This window comes from Acidimicrobiales bacterium, assembly GCA_016794585.1.
Lineage (GTDB): Bacteria > Actinomycetota > Acidimicrobiia > Acidimicrobiales > DATDAH01 > JAEUJM01.
The window spans coordinates 286,278-309,028 of sequence record JAEUJM010000026.1; the positions used below are offsets into that span (position 1 = coordinate 286,278).

Below are 22,751 nucleotides of genomic sequence, written 5' to 3' on the forward strand. Positions count from 1 at the left end.
CGGGGCCGCGGTCAATCGGACCCGGCGCCGCCGGTGGCCCCGTCGGTGCGGGGCCGGCGGTGGTGGGCGGCGGCCTCGTCGGCGTCGTCGACGGGCGGGGCCACCTGGGGCTCGTTCATGGCCGCGGCGAAGCCGCGGAGGGCGGCGTTGAGGGTGGGGTAGAAGTGCTCGGGGTCGATGGTGCGGGTGAGCTCGTAGCGGTGGATCTTCTCCTGCACGACCTCCGACATCTCGGCGAAGGCGAGGGAGATTCCCCGTTCGTTGAGGGCCACGTCGAGGTCCTCGAGCATGTCGGCGGCGGTGGTGTCGACGTCGGAGATGGGCTCGGCGGCGATGACGATCCACTTCGGTGCGGGCTCGGCCTGCGCCAGCTTCAGCACCTGGTCACGGAAGGTGCGGGCGTTGGCGAAGAAGAGGGGCCCGCCGAACCGGTAGACCACGACGCCGTCGGGCGTGGTCGCGTCGGGGTGCGAGCGCTTGTCGTAGTAGCCGTGGAGGCCGTCGATGCGGCCGAGCTCGGTGTCGTCGGGCCACCAGGCCCGCCGGAAGACGTTGAGGATGGACAGGATGACGGCGATGCCGATGCCGGGGAGCACGCCGAAGAAGGCGACGCCGAGGAAGGCGGCCATGGACAGGTAGAACTCGGTGTGGCGCTGCTGGTACAGGCGCCTGGTGGCGGGGATGTCGGCCAACGACAGCGAGGCAGCGATCACCACGGCGGCGAGGGTCGGGTTGGGGAGGTTCTTCAGCAGGCCCGGAGCGAACACCAACAGCAAGGTGATGGCGCCGGCGCCCACGAGGCCGGTCACCTGGCTCTTCGAGCCGGTCTGCTCGGCCACCGCGGTGCGCGACCCGCTCGTGCTGACCGGGAAGCCCTGGAAGAGGCCCGCGGCGACGTTGGCGGCGCCGATGCCCACCATCTCCTGGTTGGCGTCGATGGTGTCGCCGCTGCGGGCGGCGAAGGCGGATGCGGTCGAGATGGTGTCGGTGAGCGACACGAGGGTGATGCCGAGGGCGCCGGCCACGAGCAGGGTCATGTCCGAGAGCGCGACGCCCGGCCACGTGAGCGGCGGGAACCCCTCGGGCAGCACGCCGACCAGCGACACGTCGCGTGCGGCGGCGTCGAAGACCGTGGCGACCACGATCGCCGCCACCACGGCGACGAGCACCCCGGGCACCTTGGGGAGGAACCTGGTGCACACGAAGATCAGGGCCAGCGAGAACAGGCCGATGGCCAGCGCCGCCGTCACGGTCTCCCCGTCGGCCACTCCCTGCACGAAGCCGGTGACGTCGCCGATGAAGTCGTCGCTGTCCACGCTGAAGCCGAAGAGCTTGGGGAGCTGGCCGACCAGGATGGTCAGGGCCAGGCCGTTCATGTACCCGATCTGGGTGGGCTTCGAGAGCAGGTCGGCGATGAAGCCGAGCTTGGCCAGGCCCAGGATGATGGCGAAGGCGCCCACCAGCAGGGCCAGCATCGAGGCCAGCGCGATGGCCTTGGCCGGGTCACCGTCCGCGCCCACCAGGGGCAGGATGGTCGCCGCGATCATGGGGCCGAGCGACGAGTCGGGCCCGAGCACCAGGATGCGCGAAGGGCCGAACGCGGCGTAGCCGAGCAGGCACAGGATCGTGGTGTAGAGGCCGGTGATGGCAGGGAGCCCCGCCAGCTCCGCGTAGGCCATCCCCTGAGGGACGAGCAAGGCGGTGAGGATGAGGCCGGCCACCACGTCCTTGGGCAGCCAGGCGCGCTCGTAGGTCGTGAGGAGGAGGAGGCCGGGGACGCGCTGGCGCACGACCGCCAGTATGGACGACCGGTGACCTCCGGGTTACGAGGGGGCGGCTGCCGGGTGGGCGGCGGCCCGACGCTCAGATGCGCTCGAGGATGGTGCCGGTGCCGAGCCCGCCGCCGCAGCACATGGTGACCAGCGCGGTGCTCTTGTCGGTGCGCTCGAGCTCGTGGAGCGCCTTGGTGACGAGGATGGCCCCGCTGGCGCCGAGAGGGTGGCCCAGGGCGATGGCGCCGCCGTTGGGGTTGACGGTGGCGTCGTCGGGCTGGAGCTCACGTTCCCACGCCAGCACCACCGAGGCGAAGGCCTCGTTGATCTCGGTGAGGTCGATGTCGCCGATGGTCATGCCGTTGCGCTCGAGGAGGTGGTGGGTGGCGTCGATGGGGCCGGTGAGCATGAGGACCGGATCGGTGCCCACCAGGCAGGTGTCGACCACCCGGGCCCGCGGCGTGAGGCCGAGGGCCTCGGCCTTCGCCCGGGTCATGATCAGGACGGCGCCGGCGCCGTCGGAGATCTGTGAGGCGCTTCCGGCGGTGTGCACGCCGTCCTCGCGGGCCACCGGCTTGAGGTTGGCGAGGCTCTCCATGGTGGTCTCGCGGAGGCCCTCGTCGCGCTCGACGCGGTGGGTGGTACCGGTGGGCTTGCCGTCCTCGCCGAGGTCGGGAGCGTCGATGGGCACGATCTGGGTGCCGTAGCGGTCCTCGGCCCAGGCCGCGGCCGCACGCGCCTGTGACGAGACGCCGAGTCCGTCGGTCTCCTCGCGGGTGATGCCCCACTTGTCGGCGATGCGCTCGGCGGCCTCGAACTGGGTGGTGAACTCGTACTGCGGGAAGTACGACTTGGGGATGGCCTTGCCCACGCCCGAGCCCATGCTCGAGCCCATGGGGACCCGGCTCATCACCTCGACGCCGCAGGCGACGGCCACGTCGACGACACCCGAGCCGACCAGGCTGGTGGCCAGGTTGGTGGCCTGCTGCGACGAGCCGCACTGGCTGTCGACCGTGGTGGCGGCCACCGAGACGGGCAACCCGGCGGTGAGCCACGCGGTGCGGGCCACGTTGAAGGCCTGCTGGCCCACCTGGCTGACGCACCCGCCGATCACCTGGCCGACCTCGGACGGATCGATGCCGGAGCGGTCGATCAGCTCGCGCTGCACGGCCGCGAGCAGGTCGGCCGAGTGCATGGTGGAGAGGCCTCCGCCGCGGCGCCCGATGGGCGAGCGGACGGCTTCGACGATCACGACTTCGTTGGGGGCACCGGTCATGGGGCGAGCTTAGGTCCGTGTGCCCGCGGCGAGCCACGGGCCCACGAAGGCGGTGAGTGGGATCAGGCGGCGGTGCGCTCGGCGGGGGCCGAAGCCTCACGACGGGCGTGCTCCGCCCGACGGAGAGCCTCACGGGCCTGGGCGATCCCGACGCGGCCCACCTCGCGGGTGTGCTCGTCGAGGCGCCAGACCGTCGAGTCGTCCTCGAGGAGAACCAGTTGGCGTTTCATGTTCCAAGTAAACCCAGGGGGTGTGACAGGTATGCCGGCGAGGACAGGGGTCACAGCCGCGAAAACGGCGTCGAGTAGCCTGCAGGGCATGCGGGCCCGTTCCTCGACGCGTTCGGTGGCCCTGGGGCTGCTCAGCGTGGCCGTCGGGCTCCTCGCCGCTGCGGGGTCGTGGTCGCTCGCCGCCGCGGCCCCCCGCGCCGACATCGAGCCCGGTCAGGTCCTCGTCACCGATCAGGAGGCCGGCGAGGTCCGCGCCCTCGGTGACGACGGCGAGAGCACCGTGGTGCTGGGCGACCTCGGCGCGGCCCGCGGGGTGATCGTCCTCTCCGACGGAGCGGTCCTCGTGGCCGACAGCGATGCCGGCGCCATCGTCGGGACCGGCGGCCGATTCGGCGACGAGCGGGTCGAGGTGGCCACCGGCCTCGAATCGCCGGAGGGTCTCGCCGTCGCCGGCGGCGGACGCCTGTACGTCACGTCCTTCAGCGAGGGCACCCTCAACCAGGTCGACATCAGCAGCGGCCAGGTCATCGGTCTGGCCGCAGGTCTCGACGGCCCGTCGGCGGTCCTGGCCCTCCGCGAGCCCCGATCGCCCAACCACGTCGTCGTCTCCGAGTGGTTCAGCGGCCGGGTCGCCGACCTCCGCCGCGACGGCGAGCGGGTCGCCACCCTTCTGCGCGGCCTCGAGCGCCCTGCCGGCCTCGCCGCAGACGGAGACGGCACCCTCTACGTCTCCGATCGGGCCGCGGACGAGATCGTCGCGTTGGACGCCGACGGCCGGCGGCGGGTCGCCGCCGAGGTCGACGCCCCCGCGGGCCTCTCGCTCGATCCCGTGGAGCCCGGCCCGGGACAGGACTACGAGCTCGTGGCGGCCACCGCCGACGGCATCCAGCGCATCGACGTGACCACCGGTGACGCCACCGTGGTCGACGACCTGACGACCGGCGCCGCCGTGGCCGTCGCTCCCGACGAGTTCGTGGTCCCGGCCTCGACGGCGACGACCGTCGGTGACGGTGGCTCGGAGGGCGCCGCAGGAGGTGACCAGGTGGCGTCGGGCGTGGACGGCCGCGACCTCGATCCCGTGATGGTCGGGCTGGTGGCCATCGCCGTGTTCCTGTTCGGCGTGGCGCTGGTGAGCGGGATCCAGCTGTGGCGCAACCGCGGGAGCGACGGCGACGCTGATGGCGAAACCGATCGCCGTGCCGGCCTGTCGCGCAAGGAGCGGCGGCGGGCGCGTCGCACGGACAAGGCGGTGCAGGCCGCCGAGCGCAAGACAGCCAAGGAGGTCGAGAAGGCCGAGAGGCGTGCGGCCAAGCTGGCGCCGGACCCCGAGCCCGCCGCGGCCGGCTCGGCGGCGCCGAGCCGCAAGGAGCGCAAGGACGCACAGCGGGCGGCGAGATCCGAGGCGAAGGCCGCCGACGTGAGCGCCAAGCGCCAGGCCACGCTCGATGCGCACCACGCCCGTCAGGCGGCGGCGCAGGCGAGAGCCGACGAGAAGCAGGCGAAGGCCCAGGCGAGGGCCGATGCCAAAGCCGGGGCGCGAGAGACGAAGGCCGCCGATCGCTCGGCGGCCGAGGCGCCGCTGGCGACCCGGGACGAGCCGGCGGCACCGCCCGCCGCGGCCGCGGCGGGTAGGGCCTCCACCTGGCCGCCCGAACCGGGCGGGTCCCCGGCGCTCGAGGCCGACCTGCCCACGGTCACCCCCGAGACCGCCGACCCGGCGCCGGGGCCGCGGACCCCGCTGTTCGCGGCGCCGCCCGACGCCCCCCTCACCGCCGGCCCCTTCCTCGAGTCGCTGTTCGTGGACGATGCCCCGAGCGCGCCCTCGAGGGCCGATGCCGTCGCGGCCGACCAGCCCGAGCCGCGCGTCCTGCGTGAGCCAAACCTGGAGCCCGAGCCAAACCTGGAGCCCGAGCCAAACCTGGAGCCCGAGCCGAACGTGCCGCCCGAGCCGCCCCCGGGCGTCGGACTCGAGGCGGGTTCTCCCGGCGATGTGGCCGGCGACCCGCCGGCCTCGGCCGTGCCCCCTCCGGCGCCCGTCACGCCCCCTCTGGCGCCCGTCACGCCCTCCGTCCCGGCGGTCGTGGCCCGATCCGCCCTCGAGCCAGCGCGGGCCGACGAGGCGCCGCCGGTCGACCTCAGCGAGGCGGTCGCACGCGAGGTGCCGCCACCCAAGGGCGTGCGGGGTCGGCGTCGGGCCAAGCGCCGCGTCCAGGCCGCCGAGCACCGTCATCGTCAGCTGCGGGCCATCACCGCGATCTTGAGCGTCCCCCCGCTGGCCTTGCCGCCCGCCCCGGTCCGCCGGGCCATCGGCGTGGCCTCGGCCGCATCGGTGGCGACGCCCGATGCCACACCGACCGTCACGTCGGGGCCGGCCGCCATCAGCGCGGCGCCGGCCGATCGTGCCGGCGACCCTGACCAACGACCCGGGGCGGTGGACCCGGAGGCCGGCGAGGGGCCGGCGGTGCCGTGGCCGGGTGAGGGCGACCGTGGCGACGCGTCGGCCGCCTGGCCGAACCAGCCCACCCACTGACGCCCGGGCGGGCTAGCGGGGCGCTCCGGGGGCCGGCACCGCCCACGGCCGCTCCCGCTCGACGGTGAGGGCGAGGTCGAGGAGCAAGGCGTCCTGGAGGTGGCGGCCGATCACCTGCATGCCCACCGGGAGCCCGTCGACCGTGCCCACCGGGATGGAGACCGCCGGGTTGCCCACGATGTTGGCGGGGATGGTGAGAGCGCCGTTGTTCTCGACGCCGACCTGTTGGTCGCCCACCCGCGTGTTCACGCTGACCTCGGCGGGGAAGGCCACGTCCGGATTGGTGGCGCAGATGATGAAGTCGACCTCGTCGAAGACCGCGGCCATCGCCTCGTTGGCCGCGGTCCTGGCCTGCTCGGCCCGCGCCGCCAGACTCAGGTCGAACATCTGGTGGGCGATCTCGAGGCCGAAGGCGATCTCGAGGGTGAGGTCGTCCTTGCAGTCCGGGTAGCGGTCCCCCAGCAGTGACTTGAGCTGCACCAGGTTGGTCATGGCCCACTCGAGGCCGAGGCCGGGCAGGCGCACCGGCACGTCGACGAGGACGAGGCCGGCGTCGAGCGCGAGCTGTTCGCCCGCGGCCCGCACCAAGGCCTCGACCTCGGGGCGGACGATGGCGCTCCCGAGGTCCGGGGCCACCACCGCCTTCTTGCCCCGCAGCTCGCGGGTGCCCAGGTTCGCCTCCCACCCGTCCTGCTTCGCAAGGCTGTAGGGGTCGCGGTGATCGAAGCCGGCGGTCACGTCGTAGTAGCGGGCGATGTCGCGCACGGACCGCGAGAGGCAGCCCAGGACGACGGTGAGCGGGGCGATCTCGGTCCGAGGGCCACGGGGGATGCGTCCGGCCGTGCCCTTCAGGCCGGGCAGGCCGTTGAAGCCGGCCGGGATGCGGATGGACCCGCCGCCGTCCCCGCCGGTGGCGAGGGTGAGCAGTCCACCGGCCACCGCGGCCGCCGAGCCGGACGAGGAGCCGCCCGCCGTGCGCGACGGGTCCCACGCGTTGCCGGTGACGCCGTTCAGCTTGGTGGTGCTGATGTTGAGCCCGCCGAACTCGCTGGCGGTGGTCATGCCCACCGGGACGACGCCGGCCTCCTTCAGGCGCGTGACCTGGAGGCCGTCGTGGTCGCCGATCTGGTCCTGGAACACCAGCGAGGCGTGGGTGGCGGGCCAGCCCGCCACGGGCTCGAGCTCCTTGATGGCGAGGGGCACACCGCCGAACGGGAGCGACGGGTCGGCGGCCGCGGCGCCGGCACGGGCCGCCTCCGGGTCGAGGTGCGAGAAGGCGTTCAGCTCGCTGGCCTCGATGGCGGCCAGCGTGGCGTCCAGTTCCTCGAGGGGGGACCGCTCACCGGCGCGGAAGGCGTCGACGAGCGAACAGGCATCACCGGTCCAGGGGGCGTCGGGCATCACGGAGTTGTAGCGCACGTAGAGTCGGCGGCGACGAAAGGGAGGGCGCGCACCAGATGGATGCCGTGAAGTGGTTGGGGCTCGAGGCGACGGACGACCCGATGCGGTGGCGTCTGCCGGTGACCCCGGGCATCTCGACCATGGGTCACTTCCTCTTCGGCGGTTGTGGACTCGGGGCCACCATCGGCGCGATGGAGGGCGCCACCGGCCGTCCCATCGTGTGGGCGACCGCGCAATACCTCTCCTACGCCCGACCGGGATCGGTCATGGACATCGAGGTCACCGTGCCCCAGTCGGGCCGCCAGACCACCCAGGCCCGAGCCGTGGGCCGGGTGGGGGACACCGAGATCCTGACCGTGAACGCAGCCCTGGGGTCGCGCCCGCTCGACCTCGCCGGCCAGTGGGCGCAGCGTCCCGAGGTGCCCGACCCCGACGACTGCCCTCACCGCACCTACCGCGCCGAGCACGCCAACACCCTCATGACCCGTCTGGACCAGCGCCTCGCCCTCGGTCGCGAGATGGACGAGCTCGACGGCACCCCCACCGAGGACGGTCGCAGCGCCTTGTGGGTGCGCATGCCCGAGCTGCTCGAGATGTCGGGGGCCGCGCTCGCCATCCTCGGCGACTACGTGCCCTTCGGCATCGGCCAGGCTCTCGGTCAACGGGCGGGGGGCAACAGCCTCGACAACACGCTGCGGGTCGCCCGACTGGTCCCCACCGAGTGGGTGCTGCTCGACATCCGGGTGCACGCCGTGGACAACGGCTACGGGCACGGCCTCGTCCATCTCTGGGCCGAGGACCACACGCTGCTCGCCACGGCCAGCCAGTCCACCATCGTTCGCTTCTGGGAGGAGCCGAAATGACCGACGCCCGCTACGGGATGACCATCCCGTTCGACGACGTCCCCCTCCACGCCCAGGCCGACTGGGTCCGCGAGCTGGCCGACCTCGGCTACACGGACGTGTGGTCCAGCGAGGCCAACGGGGCCGACGCCTTCACACCCCTGGCGCTGGCCTCGGTGTGGGCACCGTCACTGCGCCTGGGCACCGCCATCGTCCCGGCGTTCACCCGCGGCCCGGCCTGCCTCGCCCAGTCGGTGGGCTCACTGGCCCAGGCGGCGCCGGGCCGACTGGCCTTCGGCATCGGCACGTCCTCGAACGTCATCGTCGAGGGTTGGAACGGCATCCCCTTCGAGCAGCCCTACGAGCGCACCCGGGACATGGTGCGCTTCCTGCGGGCCGCGCTGACGGGTGAGAAGGTCACCGAGCAGTACGAGACCTTCTCCGTCCGCAGCTTCAAGCTGGGCGTCGTCCCCGAACAGCCCGTGCCCCTGCTGATCGCGGCCTTGCGCCCCGGCATGTTGCGCCTCGCCGGCCGCGAGGGCGACGGCGCCATCATCAACTGGCTCTCGGCCGATGACGTCGCCACCGTGAAGCCCCACGTCGACGCCGGCGGGCCCGGCAAGGAGATCGTGGCCCGCATCTTCGTGGCCGTCTCCGAGGACGCGGACACCGTGCGGGCCATGGGCCGTTTCGCCATCGCCGCCTACCTGAACGTGCCCGTGTACGCCGCCTTCCACGACTGGTTGGGCCGCGGCGAGCGGCTCCAGCCCATGTGGGACCTCTGGAAGGCCGGCGACCGCAAGGCGGCGCTGGCCGCGATCCCCGACTCGGTGGTCGACGAGCTCATCGTCCACGGTCCCGCCGAGGCCTGCCGCGAGCACATCGCCCGCTACGTCGCCAACGGCGTCACCACGCCGGCGCTCGCGCTGCTGCCCTTCGGCACCGACCCCCAGACCGCCTACCGGGCACTCGCGCCGGTCACCTAAGTCGACCGCCGCCTCCCCGTTCGCGCCGCCGATCCGTCAGCGGCGTCCGGGCCCCTCGCTCCGGTCCGGAAGGACGCGAAGAAGGCGGTGCCGGGTACGCGCTCGTGCGGCTCACGATCACGACGCCTCTTCCTCTGCGGCGCTGGCTCCCGCTTCGGCGCCGTCGCCCCGCCGTTCTCGGTGCCGATCCGTCGGCGGCGACTGGGGTGGTGCGCATCGGTCGCAAAAGCCGCAGGGAAGGGATGCTGGCTCGCGCTCGTGCGGCTCACGATCACGACGGCTCTTCCACTGCGGCGCTGGCTCCCGCTTCGGCGCCGTCGCCCCGCCGTTCTCGGTGCCGATCCGTCGGCGGCGACTGGGGTGGTGCGCATCGGTCGCAAAAGCCGCAGGGAAGGGGATGCTGGATCGCGCTCGTGCGGCTCACGATCACGACGCCTCTTCCTCTGCGGCGCTGGCTCCCGCTTCGGCGCCCGTCGCCTCCCCGTTCGCGCCGCCGATCCGTCAGCGGCGTCCGGGCCCCTCGCGCCGGTCCGAAATGACGCGAAGAAGGCGGTGCCGGGTACGCGCTCATGCGGCTCACGACCACGATTCGGTCCGGGTTGCCTCGGATCTCACGGAGCGTGCTCGTTCAGGTCGGGGCCTGGCTTTCTTTGGCCGTTTGACGTCGCATAGCGATGTCAAACGGCCAAAGAATCGGATGGGATGGGAGCGAGGCGGTGGAATGGCGGCGGCGGCATCGCTCTTGACCACGGTGCGTGGCGGTAGGCGGGGGCCGCCGGCGTTCCGGCCGCCCCCGCCCCGCTTCTTCGCGCCTTTGCCTTTGCCGTCGCCCTTGATTGCGAGCGCCGGCGGGCAGCCGGCCAGGTGTCGTGGGGTCGGAGGGGACCGGGCGGGGGAGGTGGACCGGGGCGCCGGCGTGTGCAGACCACCCCGCCCCGTTCTTCGCGCCTCTGCCTTTGCCGTCGCCCTTGATCGCGAGCCGGCGGTCAGCCGGCCAGTTGCCGTGGGGTCGGAAGGGGACCGGGCGGGGGAGGTGGACCGGGGCGCCGGCGTGTGCAGACCACCCCGCCCCGTTCTTCGCGCTCTTGCCTTTGCCTTTGCCTTCGCCCTTGACGGCGAGCGCCGGCGGTCAGTCGGCCAGCCAGTTGCCGTGGGGGCCGAAGGGGACGCGGCGGGGGAGGTGGACCACGGCGACGGGCTCGGCGGTGAGGTCGCGGGCGTCGAGGATGACGAAGTCCGAGGTGTCTTCGGCACGGTCGTAGACGAAGTTCAGGAGCCAGCCGTCGTCCTCAGCCGTGCCGCCCGGATCCGGCGCGAAGACCGCTTCGCCGCAGACGTGGTGGTCGCCGTAGCGATGCTCGACGGAGCTGCCGTCGCGGAGGTCGTACTTGACCACGCCCTCGAAGCGGGCGCCGGTCTGGGTGAGCTCGCCCGCGTTGGCCACGTAGCCGTAGCGGTTGGGTCGTCCGGCGAGGTCGTCGTTGATGCGGGGGAAGTCGCCGGACCGGTCGTCCAGGGCCTCTTCGGTGACCGCCCCCGTGGCGAGGTCGAGCCGCCACCGGTGCAGGTGGGGGAACGCGGGGGGCGCGCCTTCCGTGTCGCCGAAGCCGATGACGAGGTCGTCGGCGCGGCAGCCGTCGACCACGACGGCGTCGCCGTCGTCCCAGCCGTTGAGGAAGTGGTAGGCGTAGAACGGGTCGACCTCGAACCAGCGCACGTCGGCGTTGCCGCCGTCGCGGGGCATCACTCCGATGCGGGCGCCGTGCTCGGGCTTCCACTGCACGATGGGGCCGCCGTTGAGCATCCCCTCGATGTCGAACACGGCGGGGAGGTCGAAGAACACGGCGTGGCGCTCGGTGACCACGAAGTCGTGCATCATCACCGGCGCGGGCAGGTCGATGGGCGCGTGGTGCGCCACGGCTCCGGCGGGGTCGAGCTCGTAGTAGTGCAGGTAGGGCGCGGCAGGGCCCGCCCCGAAGAAACACAGGCGCCCGGTGTCGGGGTCGGGCTTCGGGTGGGCGGTCATCGCGCTGACCAGCGCGCCGTCGAAGTCGGTCTCGCCCAGGGTGACGAGATCGGCGTCGAGCTCGGTGGGCGACCCGGCCTCCCAGAGGGCAAGCAGGCGGCCGGCGTGGCGGATGATGTTCGTGTTGGCCGGGTTCTTCATCATGCCGACCTCGGCCATCAGGTCGGGGTCGGGCAGCAGGAACTCGGACATGCCGCCGAAGAGGGGGTGCCCGGCCCGCCGTTCGGCTTGGAGGCCCTTGGTCTGCACCCAGCGGTTGCGGTACGACGCCGTGCCGCCCTCGAGGCGGACGCCGTGGAGCATGCCGTCGCCGTCGAACCAGTGGTAGCTGGGCCGGGGGGTCACCGCAGGGTTGAAGCCGTTGCGGAGGTACTCACCGGTGAGGGCCGCCGGGATCTCGCCGGTGACGGGCAGCGCCCGGGTGGTCAGCTCGTCGTCGACCGGGGCGAAGTTGCCCTGTAGCCACGGGTTGACGGTGGGTTCGGCATCGACCGACACGGGTGCCCCCTCAGGTGGTGAACACCGTTCACTGTAGAGGGTCCGAGGCGGGCGTCACTCGTCGATGCCCACCGGCGAACCGTCGATGATCTGGTCGAGGTACTCGGAGAGGCCGTACCCGGTGGGCTTGCCCTCGACGTGCCACTCGGTGAGGCCCTCCGAGATGCGGGTGACCCGGCCGTCGCGACGGTTGCGCAGGGGGATGAGGTTCAGCACCTTGCCGTCGATGTGCCACTCCCGGTCGCCCGAGCGCAGCAGGGCGTGGATGCCCTGGTGGTAGTGGTCTTCACCCTCCCACTCGGTCGAGATCTCGCTGTGGTTGCACAGGTGCAGCACCCCGTCCTCCCATACGAACCCGCCCCGCGTGCCGTCGCGGTCCTGGCGGGCGATGCGCGAGGCCATGAAGCCGAAGTCGGGGCCGTGGTTCGCCGTGAGCCAGCGGTAGTACCAGGGCGCCTGCCAGGTGCGTGGGCCCCAGGAGTGGTCGCGCAGGCCGAAGCCGTCGACCGTCCAGGAGAGGTCGCCGACCGTGATGGTGCCGGTGGCGCGCACGAGCTGCTCGTAGTGGCCCTTGGCGAACTCCTCGCCCGGGCGCTCGTGCGGCTGATCGGGCTCGCCGCCCACCATGTCGCTGACCCGGGTGTAGGTGAGGTCGGCCGTGGCCCGCTCGTAGGGGTTCTCGGTGAAGGCGACGCGGGGGTCGGCCATGGCGAGGGGGTCATCGAGCATGACGACCTTGCCCTCGTAACGCACGGTGAGCTCCTCGAAGGGCGTCACGACGTCGAAGCGCATGCCGGCGGCGTCGAAGGCGTCGTTGCTGTGCACCTCGGGGCGCTGGAACATGAAGCCCACCCTCCCGTCGGGCAGGTAGAGGCAGACGGTCATCTCGCCCCGCCCCTCGTTGGCCCGGTTGGCCAGGCGGAAGAACCCGCCCAGGTTGTTGGCAGGGTCGTAGACGTTGAAGTACATCGACTCGTTGAAGGTCTCTTCGGGACCCAACTCGTGCAGGTACTCGTCCTGTGGTTCGAGGCGCACTCCCATGCCCGCGACCCTACGGCGTGAGCGTCGGGCGGGCGTTCAGGAGTCGGCGAGGGCCATCGCTTCCCGCAGGTGCCCGGTGAGGTCGTCGAGCGAAGAGTGGGCGTTGAGCCCGCTGGTCGACGGCATGACGTAGACGGGCACGCCGCCGAGGCCCTCGGGCTGCACGCCCGCCACCGCCTTGCGGTCCACCGCCGTGCGCCAGCCGGCGAGACCCACGAAGCACACCGCCTTCGGCTGGAGCCACTCGACCAGTCGGCCGACACGGGCCATGCCCTCGCGGTACTCGTCGGGCGACAGCTCGTCGGCTCGGGCGGTGGCCCGTTTCACCACGTCGGTCATGCCCACGCGATGGGTGCGCAGGGCGTCCCACGGGTCGCGGGCCCGGGAGACCAGCCCGGCGGCCAGCGCCGCGGGCCAGTAGCGGTTGCCGCCCCGGGCGAAGCCGCTGCCCACGTCGGCCGAGTAGACGCTGGGGTTCAGGCCACACATGAGCAGGCGCATGCCAGGGCCGACGGTGTCGGGCAGGGTGCGCGCCCGGGTGGCGATGACCCGGAACCCGGAGCGCCGCTTCGTGCCGCCGCCGGTGTCGATGCGCTCGAGGGTGAAGCCGGCGCCGACGACGACGTCGGCCAGGCGCGCCTCGGGCCACTTCGAGAACTCCCGCCCGGGGAAGTCGTCGGTCTCGTTCGGGGCCAGATCGACGTCGCCCTCGAACAGCAGCAGCTCGACCGGTGCCCCCTCGACGGTGGCGCGGTGCAGGTCGGCGAGGGCGAGGGGAGTGGCCGTCTGCGCGACGTGGACGTAGCTCTTGTTGGCGTACGCGCCCCCGAGGGCGCCGCGCCGGAAGGGTAGCGCGGTGAGGGACGCCTGGAGGCGGACGGCGCCAGGGGCGAACTCGGGGACGAGGTCGAGCATGGCGGCGGCGTAGTCGAGCGCGATCGGGGTGGCATCGGTGCCCGTCACCAGGTCGGCGGTGAACCAACCCGGCCCACAGCCGAGGTCGACCACCGGCTGGGACGGCACGCCGTCGGAGAGGGCGACGCGTAAGCGCTCGGCGAAGGCCTGCGCCGGCTCCCGGTCCGGCGGCTCACGCTCGGCCCGCCAGCGGTCGGCATGGGCCTCGTAGACGGCGAGGGTGGGGTCGTGGGGCACTTGGTGCTCGGCAGGGCCGGTCGTGCTCATCGGGCGCCGAAGCCGCCGCCGCCCCCGCCGCCGCCGCCGCCCGAGGAGAAGCCGCCGCCGCTGAAGCCCGACCCACTGCTCGACGAGCTGGGCGGGGTGAAGCTGCTCGTGGCCTTCGTCCCGAAGTTCGAGGCGAAGGTGCCGATCGACCCCATCGACCCGAAGCCCCGGCCCATGCCGGCCGCGGAGTTGCCGACGTACCACGTGGCGAACTGGGTCTGGTCGACCTCGGCGGGCAAGCGGGCCTGGAGGCCGGCGACGAGTTGGTCGGCCACCCCGAGGGCGACCGAGGCGACGAGGTAGCGCTCGTAGATGATCATGTCGCCCGAGACGGCCTCGTCCAGGCGCGAGAAGTCGGCGAGGAAGCGCTTGAGGCCGTTCCACTGGGCGAAGCGCTCGCCGCCGGCAGGGGTGCGCTGACGCAGCAGCCCGGAGCAGAACAGCAGGCCCAGCGCGGAGGCGAAGGCGGCGCCACCCACGACCTTGGCGTCGGCGCCGAAGGCCAGGAAGCCGAACAGCCCCACCACGGCGATCACCGCGAAGTGGATGAGGTACGGCATCGGGCGGTTCCGGGCCACGTAGCCGCGCTGGTCGAACTCGTCGCCGACCTGCTTCTGGAACCGTGACCAGAACTTCGCCGACTCGCTCTGGTGGGCGCGGGCCCACGCCGTGAACTCGGTCTGGGTGACGCTCTGCCCGGTCTGGAACAGGGTGCCGAGCAGGTCGCGCTCGAAGGGGAGGAGGCCCGAGGTGTCCTTGCCCTGCCAGTCGAAGCGGTACTCGGTCTTCGAACCGAAGAGGCCGCCCTCGCCGGGCGTCTCGGTGATGGTGAGGAAGCCGCGTTGCGCGAGATCGACCGTGGTGGTGGCGAACGCCGTGGGGCTGACGGTGCCCCAGTTGAGGAGCGCGACGGCCACGGCGGGCGGGTCGTCGGGCACCTCGCGCCAGTAGTCGCCGATGTCGGGCGGGGCGGGCGGCTCCTTGCCCCACTTGCGCCACACCAGGAAGAACACGAGCCAGGCCGCCGCGACGACCACGAGGGTGGCGATGTTGAAGAACTGGCGGATCTGACGGTCACGCTCGGCCTGGTCGGCGGCCAGGGCGCGCTGCTCGTTGGCGATCTCGGCGAGGCGGGTCTCCTCGGCGACGATCTGGTCCTCGACCGGGGGGCCGAAGGGCTCGACCGTGAAGCGATCGGCGGGCACGAGGACCCTGCTGTCGACGAACTGGCCGGCGGGCACGTCGTCGACCGAGAGCAGGATGTGGTCGCCCTCACGCTCGAGCTCGCCGTTGAGGGGGCCGTGGGCCCACGCCCGCACCTGACGGCCAGGCCCGGGCACCTGGAGGTCGACGTCGAGGCGGTCGGTGCCCGGCGAGGTGGTTCCGATCCAGTTCCAGTAGAGCTCGGCCACGTCGGGGTGGACGATGGCGGCGCTCTCGACGGTGTAGCGCAACTCGTAGGTGTGGGTGCCCGAGGTCGACGGTGAGCCCTCGAGGTCGCCGTCGAGGTCCCACTCGTAGAGGCTGGGCGTGTCGGTGATCGTGGGGAGCGGTTCGCCGCCCTCGGACGCCTCGATGTCGGTGATCTCGTAGTCGAAGCCGGCGGACTCGAAGTCCCGGACGCCCACCGAGAACTCGCCGGTGAAGTCGTAGGTGGCCCGCTCGACCACGTCCATCGACCCGTCGGTGTTCAGCACCGCCTCGGTGTCGATGTGGGTGATGGTGAAGCCGCGCTCCTCGGGCAGCGAGCAGCCGGTGACGCCGACGACCAGAGCGACCAACAGAGCGAGGGGGAGGAGGCGGCGCGCGGCGCCCGGTGCGGTCACAGCAGCCTCATCTGTTCGGTTCGGGCGGCCCGCTCGGGGCAGGGCTCCCAGGTGGTGGCTCCTCGCGGGCCGGTGGTGCGGACCTCGAGCCGGTCGAGGGGCAGGGCGCGGGCGGCGCCCTTGGCGTCGCGCAGCCCGATGCTGCCGTCGCGCTCGACGCGCTCGACGGCGCCTTCGTGCCAGCGTCCGCCGTCGCGGCGCCGGAAGCGCACGTGATCGCCCGGGCGCAGACCCAGGGCGGCCAGGGCGGCGTCGGCGACCGGGCCGGCGTCGGGCGCGTGGCCCTTGCGGAGGGAAGTGCGGCTCACGGCGCTCCGAAGGCCTCCGCGACCTTGCGGCCGAGCTTGCGCATGCCGCCGATCCACCGGTCGTAGTTCTCGGCCTTGTTGCGGAAGTAGTCGCCCACCTCGGGGTGGGGGAGGATGAGGAAGCGCTCGTCCGCCAGGCCGGCCACGACCGCGTCGGCGACGTCCTCGGGCTCGATCGCCCCCTGGGCGAGTACGACGGCACCGGCCAGCTCGGCGGGGCTGCCACCCTCGGGACCTTCGCCGCCAGGGGGACCGAGGAGCATGTTGGTGCGCACGCCCTGCGGGCAGAGGCACGAGACCTTGATGCCCTGGTCGCCGTGGGTGATGGCCAGCCACTCGGCCAGGCCGACGGCGGCGTGCTTGGTGGCGGAGTAGGGCGCCGCCCCGAGGTTGGTCAGGAGGCCGGCGGCCGAGGCGGTGTTGAGCAGGTAGCCCTCCCCCCGGGCGATCATCGACGGCAGCACGGCGCGGGCGGCGTAGACGTGCGCCATCACGTTGACGTCCCAGATCTGCTGCCAGCCCTCGTTGGGCGCCTCGACCCCGCCGGCGGGGAACGCGATGCCGGCGTTCGAGCAGAACAGGTCGATGGGGCCGAAGCGCTCCTCGGTGATCTCGACGAGGCGGAGGACGTCGCCTTCGATGGCGACGTTGACCTCGAGCGCGAAGGCGCTGTCGCCCAACTCGTCGGCCACGGCGGCGGCGGCGCCACCGTCGAGGTCGGCGACCGCGACGCCGCGGGCGCCCTCGGCCACGAACCGGCGGCACAGCGCCCGCCCGATGCCGTTGGCGCCGCCGGTGACGACCACGACCTTGTCCCGCAGCTCCATGGGGGCGATCGTAGACGTGCCCACTGACAGCGAGCCCAGGGACCCGGGTGCGCGACCACCCGAGGAGAGGCCGACGCCCGTCACCTGCGGGTGACCTACCATCGGCGGCCATGGGGGCACATCCTGAAGCAGAGGTCCGAGCCGCGTTCGAGGAGTTCCTGCGGGTGGGGGCGCACGGGTTGGACTGGCCGGCGTGGGCCGCCCTGTTCACCGACGACGCCACCTACGTCGAGCACTACCTCGGGCGCTTCAGCGGCCGGGCGGAGATCGAGCAGTGGATCACGTCCTGCATGGCCGACTACCCGGCCATGACCTTCTCGGTCGACTGGTGGGTGGTCGACGGCGACCGGGTGGTCTTCTACATCTGGAACAACCTGCCCGACCCCGCGGGCGGCGACACGCCCTACCGCTTCCCGAACGCCACCATCCTCAACTACGCCGGCGACGGGAAGTGGGACTACGAGGAGGACGTGTACAACCCCGTGCACGCCGAGGAGGTCTTCGGCGCGTGGTTGGCGGCGGGCGGGCGGCGGGACACGCCGCGAGACCCTTCCCTCACCGGCATCCCGGACTACACGCCCGAGCCGTCGTCCGAGGTGTTCCCCCGCGAGGAGATCGAGGCCGAGTTCGCCAAGTACCGCGAGCGGGCGCAGACCGCGGTGGCCACCGGGGACTGGGACCCGTGGGCGAACCAGTTCAGCGAGAACGCCCGGTACTTCGAGCACCACTACGGCATGTTCAACGGGCGGGAGGAGATCCGCGCCTGGATCAACGGCGTGATGCAGCCGTTCCCCACCATGGAGTTCCCGTACGAGTGGTGGATCATCGACGGCAACCGCCTGGTGTTCTGGTGCCAGAACCGCCTGCCCGACCCCAAAGGCGGCGACCGCACCTTCGACGTGCCCACGCTGTGCGTCCTGCACTACGCCGGCAACGGCGAGTGGTCCTACGAGGAGGACATCTACAACCCGCGGGAGTTCCCCGAGGTGATCATGGCCTGGCTCGAAGCCGGCGGTGAGCTCCCCGAGGACTTCGACATGAACGTCGGCTGAGCGCCCTCAGCCCTCAGCCCTCGCCGGCGCCGACGCCGGCCGCCGCGGTCATGGTGGCGTCGATGACCGCCATGCGGTCGGGGCCCCACGGCAGGGGCATCAGCACCGGGACGTCCACGCCGGCGGCCACGTAGTCCTCGACGGTCGCCCGCACGTGGGCGGCATCGCCCATCACGTCGATGGCGTCGACGAAGCGGTCGGACACCGCGGCGATGGCGGCGTCGCGGTCGCCCGCGGCCTGGCACTCGCGGATCTGCGCCACCTCGTCACCGAAGCCCGCCCGCTCGAAGTTGGCCGCGTAGGCGTCGACCACGGCGTAGGACCACAGGTCTCGTCGGGCGTAGTCGATGCCGTCCTCGCGCTCGCAGACGCCGGCGTGGACATAGGCGTAGACGTCGGCGTCGCCTCCCTTGCGGACCTGCTCGACCGACCACGCCACGTGCGAGGCGGGCAGGTAGTTGAGGAGCACGCCGTCGGCCACTTCGCCGGCGAGGGCGAGCATCTTCGGGTTGAGGGCGCCGACGACCACCTTCGGGCGGCGCTCGCCCAGGCGCACCCCGAGGCGGAACTTCTTGCACTGGTAGAAGTCGCCCTGGAACGTGACGGGCTCGCCGGTGAGGCACTCCTTCACGAGGGTGACGTACTCGCGCACCCGGGCCAGGGGGCGGTCGCCGTAGGGCGCCCCGTGCCAGCGCTCGGTGACCACCGGCGACGAGATGCCGATGCCCAGGAGGATCTCGCGCTCCGGGTGCAGGGCCTGGAGGGTGGCGCCGGCCATGGCCACGACCATGGGCGTGCGCAGCTGCAGGGCGAGCACACCCGTGCCGAGGTCGAGGCCGGGAGCCGCCGCGCCCGCCGCGGCCAGCAGGGAGAAGGCCTCGGGACCGGTGGTCTCGGCGGTCCAGAAGGAGCGGTAGCCCAGCTCGTCGGCCCGGCGGGCGGCGGTGAGCGCCGCCTCGGGGCCGAGGTTCATGAAGCTGGCGAAGGTGAGCCCGAGGGGCGCGTCGGCGGTGGTCATGGGATCCAGAGGTCGAAGGCGGTCAGGGGGATCAGAGGAGCGCCAGTGCGGTGTTGGCCGTCGTCGTGTCGCCGGCGGTGACGGCGACCGGCGTCGCCGTGAAGTAGTCGGCCGCGTCGTCGAAGTACTCGGTGCCTCGGCTGGCGGTGGGGTCGACGAAGGCGATCCGGTAGTTGTCCTGTGGCAGCCCGGCGATCGCGTAGGTGCCGTTGGGTGCCGTGATGGTGCTGCCGATCGGTCCCGTCGGGCCGATGGCCACCACCCACGCACCGCCGAGCGGGTTCCCGTTCTCCTGTCGGGTGACGGTGCCGCTCAAGGTGCCGGTCCGACGGTCGAGTTGCGCGTCGGCCGTCCCCGGCGCCGTGGCGTTCTCCGCGTTGGCGATGCCGAAGTAAGCCTCGTCGTCGTACCACTCCATGTCGTGGCGGCCGGTGACGTCGAGGAAGACGAGCTTGTAGCTGCCCGGGGTCACGTCGATGGAGTACTGGCCGGCGGTGCCGGTGAGGACGGCGCGGGCCATGCGGAAGTCGGCCGCGTGCATCGCGACGACCATGACCCCGCGCAGTGGCTGGCCGGCGTCGTTCTCGACCGTGCCGGTGAGGGCGGCGCCCGTGGCGGTGGCGGATTGCGTGGGGAGCGATCCGCTGGCGGACACGGACCCGCCCGCCGTGACTGCGAGCGGGGTGGCATCGGGCACGTTGGGGGAGTTCGGGTGGAAGCGTGACGGATGGGCGCCGGACGGATCGACGAAACCGATGTAGTGCGGCCCGGCCGTGAGGGCGGGAAGGGCGTAGGCGCCGTTGGGGTCGCCCACTGGCGCGACCTCGGGAACGCCGCCCCCCGTCAGCGAGATGGCGATGCCTCCCGGTATCGGCGTGGCTGGGCCGGACTCGGTGATGGTGCCGGTGATCGAGCCCCGGGTCGGGGCCATGGGCGCAGCCAGATCGGCGACGCTTCCCGCGGCCACGTTGAGCAGGGTCGGAGCACCCGCGAACCCGGAGGTGTGGCTGCCGGTGCCGTCGATCAGGTAGGCGAAGTACGAGCCGGGTTCCACCGCTGCGGAGAACGTGCCGTCGTTCGCCGACACCGCACCGCGCTCGATCGAGAAGTCGTCGGAGCGCATGACGACGACGAAGACACCGCTGAGCGGCGCACCCGTCGTGGCACTCGTGACCCGGCCCCACACGGCGGAACCTGGCGCGGATCCCAGGTCGACCAACGCCAGGTTGTCTCCCATCTCCCCGCCGGCGTCACCGCGGGTGTTGCTGTCGCCGACCCCGAGACGACCGGCGGTGTTGAGCCCCCAGCACTTGACCGCCCCGGTGTTCAGGCGGGCGCAGGTGTGGGCCCGCCCGGCAGTCACCGCGGTGGCGGTGCGCCCGGCGCCCAGGCTGAGCGGTGGCAACGGGTTGCCCATGTCGCCGCTCGCTTCGCCACGGTCGTCGGTGTCGCCCAGTCCGAGCTGGCCGTCGGCGTTGCGTCCCCAGCACTTGAGGGCGGCGTTGTCGAGCACTGCGCAGGAGAAGTCACCGCCCGCCGTGATGGCGACGGACGTGCGCCCCGTGCCGAGAGAGACGGCCGGGAGGGCGTTGCCCATCTCCCCAGGTGCGTCGCCGCGGTCGTCGGTGGCGCCCAGCCCGAGCTGACCGTTGGAATTCTCGCCCCAGCACTTGGTGGCGCGGCTGTCGAGCGTCGCGCACACGTGGCGGTTCCCCACGGCGAGTGCGGTGGCGGTGCGCGCCGTCCCGAGGTTGGCCATGGGCAGGTTGTCGCCCATCTCCCCGGGGCCGTCGCCGCGGTTGGCGGTCTCGCCGATCCCGAGCTGGCCGCTGCTGTTCAGACCCCAGCACCTGACCGCGCCGTTGTCGAGGCGCACGCAGGCGAAGCGACCGTCGGGGCCGATGCCGAGGGCCGTGGCGGTGCGGCCCGTCCCGAGGTTGGCCGTGGGCAGGTTGTCGCCCATCTCCCCGGGGCCGTCGCCCCGGGCGGTGGTGTCGCCGAGGCCCAGTTCACCGCTCGAGTTCAGGCCCCAGCACTTGACGGTGCCGTCGTCGAGCAGGGCGCAGGAGTGGAGTGCTCCGGTGTCGATGGCGACCGCCGTGCGCCCGGTGCCGAGGTTGACCGCCGGCAGGTTGTCGCCCATCTCGCCCGGCTCGTCACCGCGCGGGAAGGTGTCCCCGAGACCCAACTGGCCGAAGTTGTTGGCCCCGAAGCACTTCACGGTGCCGTTGTCCAGGAGCGCGCAGGTGTGCTGGCCGCCGGCCGAGACCGCTCGCACCGTTCGCTGGGTGCCGAGATCGATCGGTGGTGAGACGTTGCCGAGCTCGTCCGGCTGGTCGCCCCGGTCGACGGTGTCGCCGCGGCCGAGTCGGCCGGCGTTGCCCTCGCCCCAGCACCGCAGCGTGGCGTTGTCGACCACGGCACAGGTGTGGTCGTTGCCGGCGTCGACCGTGATCAGGGTGCGGGCACGGTCGTCCAACGCGACTCGGGGCAGGTTGTCCCCCATCTGGCTCGGGCCGCCCCCTCGGTTGACGACGTCGCCGAGTCCGAGTCGGCCGTGGTCGTTGAGACCCCAGCACTTCAGGGACCGGTCGTCGAGCCGGGCACACGAGTGGGTCGAGCCGGCCGTGACCGCCGTGGCGGTGCGGCCCGCGCCCAGCGTGACCTCGGGGAGGTTGTCGCCCATCTCGCCGCTGTCGTCACCGCGGATGGTGGTGTCGCCGGTCCCGGCCTCGCCGAAGTCGTTGCTGCCCCAGCATCTGACGGTGGCGTTGTCGAGCAGGGCACACGTGTGGAATGCACCGGTGGTGATCGCGTTCGCGGTGCGGCCGGTGCCCAAGGCGACCGCGGGGAGGGTGTCGCCCATCTCGCCGGCGCCGTCGCCACGGTCGAACGCATCGCCGAGGCCCAGGTGGCCGAAGGAGTTGCTGCCCCAGCACTTGACCGAGGCATTGTCGAGGCGCGCGCAGACGTGCTTGTTGCCGGCGCTGATGGCCGTGGCGCTGCGGGAGGTCCCCAACGAGATGGCGGGCAGGTTGAGGCCCATCTCGCCGAGATCATCACCTCGGTTGACGTTGTCTCCCTGGCCGAGCTGACCACGATCATTGCGGCCCCAGCACTTGGTCTGGCTGGCGGATATCGCGCAGGTGAACTCACCGCCGGCGGCGATCGCCGTGGCCGTGAAGCCGCCACCGAGGGAGACCGCCAGTAGGTTGTCGCCCATCTCGACGGCGGCGTCGCCCCGGTGGTCGATGTCGCCGAGCCCGAGTTGACCGAACGTGTTGCCCCCCCAGCACTTGACGGTGGCGTTGTCGAGCAATGCGCACGTGTGGGCATCCCCGGCCGTGATCGCCGTGGCGGTGCGTCCGGTACCGAGGCTGACGGCGAGCAACGAGTTGCCCATCTCCCCGGCCTGGTCGCCTCGGTTGGCCGTGTTGCCGAGGCCGAGCTGCCCCAGGTTGTTGGCCCCCCAGCACTTGACGGTGGCGTTGTCGAGCAGCGCGCAGGTGTGGGACGCCCCCGCAGCGAGAGCGGTCGCGTGGCGTCCGGGGCCGAGGTCGACGGTCGGGAGGTTGGAGCCCATCTCGCCGGGGGCGTCACCGCGGGAGGCGGTGTCCCCGAGCCCGAGTTGGCCGGCGTCGTTGCGTCCCCAGCACCGGACCGCCGCATCGGTGACGATCGCGCAGGTGTGGTCTCGGCCGGCGCTGACCGATCGGGCCGGGAAGGAGCTGACCGGGCTCTCGTTCGCGTCGGCACCGACCGGCGATGTCGGCGAGAGACCCACCACGAGTGTGGCGAGCAGCGCCGCAACAGCGACGGCGCCCAGCAGGCGAACGTTGCTGATCGGACGTCGCTGCATCCCCCACCCGGCCCCTCGGTCGTCGGTGCGGCGGAAGGTACCAGACCGCACCGACCGGTGACGGCCCGGTTCGGGAT

General features: G+C 72.4%; 16 protein-coding genes. 4 read left to right on the top strand and 12 right to left on the bottom strand.

Features of this window, described 5'->3' with window-relative positions; genetic code table 11:
• Positions 1-11: 11 nt before the first annotated feature.
• From sulP to JNK12_13910, 3 genes are all read right to left on the bottom strand, one after another.
• Complete coding sequence (sulP, locus tag JNK12_13900) at positions 12-1,799, bottom strand: sulfate permease (GenBank protein ID MBL8777031.1); 1,788 nt, start codon at positions 1,797-1,799, stop codon at positions 12-14.
• A 64-nt stretch (positions 1,800-1,863) separates the two neighbouring features.
• Positions 1,864-3,048, bottom strand: coding sequence for a steroid 3-ketoacyl-CoA thiolase (locus JNK12_13905; GenBank protein ID MBL8777032.1), 1,185 nt, complete (start codon positions 3,046-3,048; stop codon positions 1,864-1,866).
• Between the two features lie 62 nt (positions 3,049-3,110).
• On the bottom strand, positions 3,111-3,278 hold the full coding sequence (locus JNK12_13910) for a hypothetical protein (protein MBL8777033.1): 168 nt from the start codon (positions 3,276-3,278) through the stop codon (positions 3,111-3,113).
• A gap of 88 nt (positions 3,279-3,366) precedes the next feature.
• Here JNK12_13910 and JNK12_13915 point away from each other — a divergent pair, with 88 nt between their 5' ends.
• A complete protein-coding gene (locus JNK12_13915; GenBank protein MBL8777034.1) occupies positions 3,367-5,808 on the top strand; it encodes a hypothetical protein in 2,442 nt (813 codons plus the stop codon).
• Positions 5,809-5,820: 12 nt separating this feature from the next.
• Here the strand turns inward: JNK12_13915 and JNK12_13920 are convergent, their stop codons facing one another.
• Positions 5,821-7,209, bottom strand: coding sequence for an amidase (locus tag JNK12_13920; GenBank protein MBL8777035.1), 1,389 nt, complete (start codon positions 7,207-7,209; stop codon positions 5,821-5,823).
• A 56-nt stretch (positions 7,210-7,265) separates the two neighbouring features.
• On the opposite strand from JNK12_13920, the gene JNK12_13925 reads away from it, so the two are divergent.
• Together JNK12_13925 and JNK12_13930 are read left to right on the top strand one after the other, a co-directional pair.
• A complete protein-coding gene (locus JNK12_13925; protein MBL8777036.1) occupies positions 7,266-8,072 on the top strand; it encodes a thioesterase family protein in 807 nt (268 codons plus the stop codon).
• Positions 8,069-9,037 (top strand): LLM class F420-dependent oxidoreductase, encoded by a 969-nt coding sequence (locus JNK12_13930; GenBank protein MBL8777037.1) that lies wholly within the window; start codon positions 8,069-8,071, stop codon positions 9,035-9,037. Before JNK12_13925 ends, JNK12_13930 begins: the two co-directional genes overlap by 4 nt.
• Before the next feature lie 1,129 nt (positions 9,038-10,166).
• Here JNK12_13930 and JNK12_13935 read toward each other — a convergent pair.
• Genes JNK12_13935 through JNK12_13960 form a run of 6 tightly spaced genes read right to left on the bottom strand, consistent with a single transcriptional unit; the run spans position 10,167 to position 16,745 of the window.
• Positions 10,167-11,561, bottom strand: coding sequence for a carotenoid oxygenase family protein (locus tag JNK12_13935; protein MBL8777038.1), 1,395 nt, complete (start codon positions 11,559-11,561; stop codon positions 10,167-10,169).
• 54 nt (positions 11,562-11,615) lie between these two features.
• Positions 11,616-12,602 carry a hypothetical protein gene (locus tag JNK12_13940; GenBank protein ID MBL8777039.1) on the bottom strand — a complete coding sequence of 329 codons (987 nt, stop codon included), beginning with the start codon at positions 12,600-12,602 and terminating at the stop codon, positions 11,616-11,618.
• 36 nt (positions 12,603-12,638) lie between these two features.
• Positions 12,639-13,784 carry a methyltransferase domain-containing protein gene (locus JNK12_13945; protein MBL8777040.1) on the bottom strand — a complete coding sequence of 382 codons (1,146 nt, stop codon included), beginning with the start codon at positions 13,782-13,784 and terminating at the stop codon, positions 12,639-12,641.
• Entirely contained in the window at positions 13,781-15,610 is a 1,830-nt protein-coding gene (locus tag JNK12_13950; GenBank protein MBL8777041.1) for a DUF2207 domain-containing protein, read from the bottom strand. The genes JNK12_13945 and JNK12_13950 overlap by 4 nt, the downstream gene beginning before the upstream one ends.
• On the bottom strand, positions 15,607-15,918 hold the full coding sequence (locus tag JNK12_13955; protein MBL8777042.1) for a hypothetical protein: 312 nt from the start codon (positions 15,916-15,918) through the stop codon (positions 15,607-15,609). The genes JNK12_13950 and JNK12_13955 overlap by 4 nt, the downstream gene beginning before the upstream one ends.
• The gene (locus JNK12_13960) at positions 15,915-16,745 is read right to left on the bottom strand and encodes an SDR family oxidoreductase (protein MBL8777043.1); all 831 of its coding nucleotides are present in this window, start codon (positions 16,743-16,745) and stop codon (positions 15,915-15,917) included. The genes JNK12_13955 and JNK12_13960 overlap by 4 nt, the downstream gene beginning before the upstream one ends.
• 110 nt (positions 16,746-16,855) lie before the next feature.
• Between JNK12_13960 and JNK12_13965 the strand changes: the two genes are divergently transcribed.
• Positions 16,856-17,797 (top strand): nuclear transport factor 2 family protein, encoded by a 942-nt coding sequence (locus JNK12_13965; protein MBL8777044.1) that lies wholly within the window; start codon positions 16,856-16,858, stop codon positions 17,795-17,797.
• A 13-nt stretch (positions 17,798-17,810) separates the two neighbouring features.
• Here the strand turns inward: JNK12_13965 and JNK12_13970 are convergent, their stop codons facing one another.
• Both JNK12_13970 and JNK12_13975 read right to left on the bottom strand, forming a co-directional pair.
• The gene (locus tag JNK12_13970) at positions 17,811-18,815 is read right to left on the bottom strand and encodes an LLM class F420-dependent oxidoreductase (protein MBL8777045.1); all 1,005 of its coding nucleotides are present in this window, start codon (positions 18,813-18,815) and stop codon (positions 17,811-17,813) included.
• A 31-nt stretch (positions 18,816-18,846) separates the two neighbouring features.
• The gene (locus JNK12_13975) at positions 18,847-22,674 is read right to left on the bottom strand and encodes a carboxypeptidase regulatory-like domain-containing protein (protein ID MBL8777046.1); all 3,828 of its coding nucleotides are present in this window, start codon (positions 22,672-22,674) and stop codon (positions 18,847-18,849) included.
• Between the last annotated feature and the right edge of the window lie 77 nt (positions 22,675-22,751).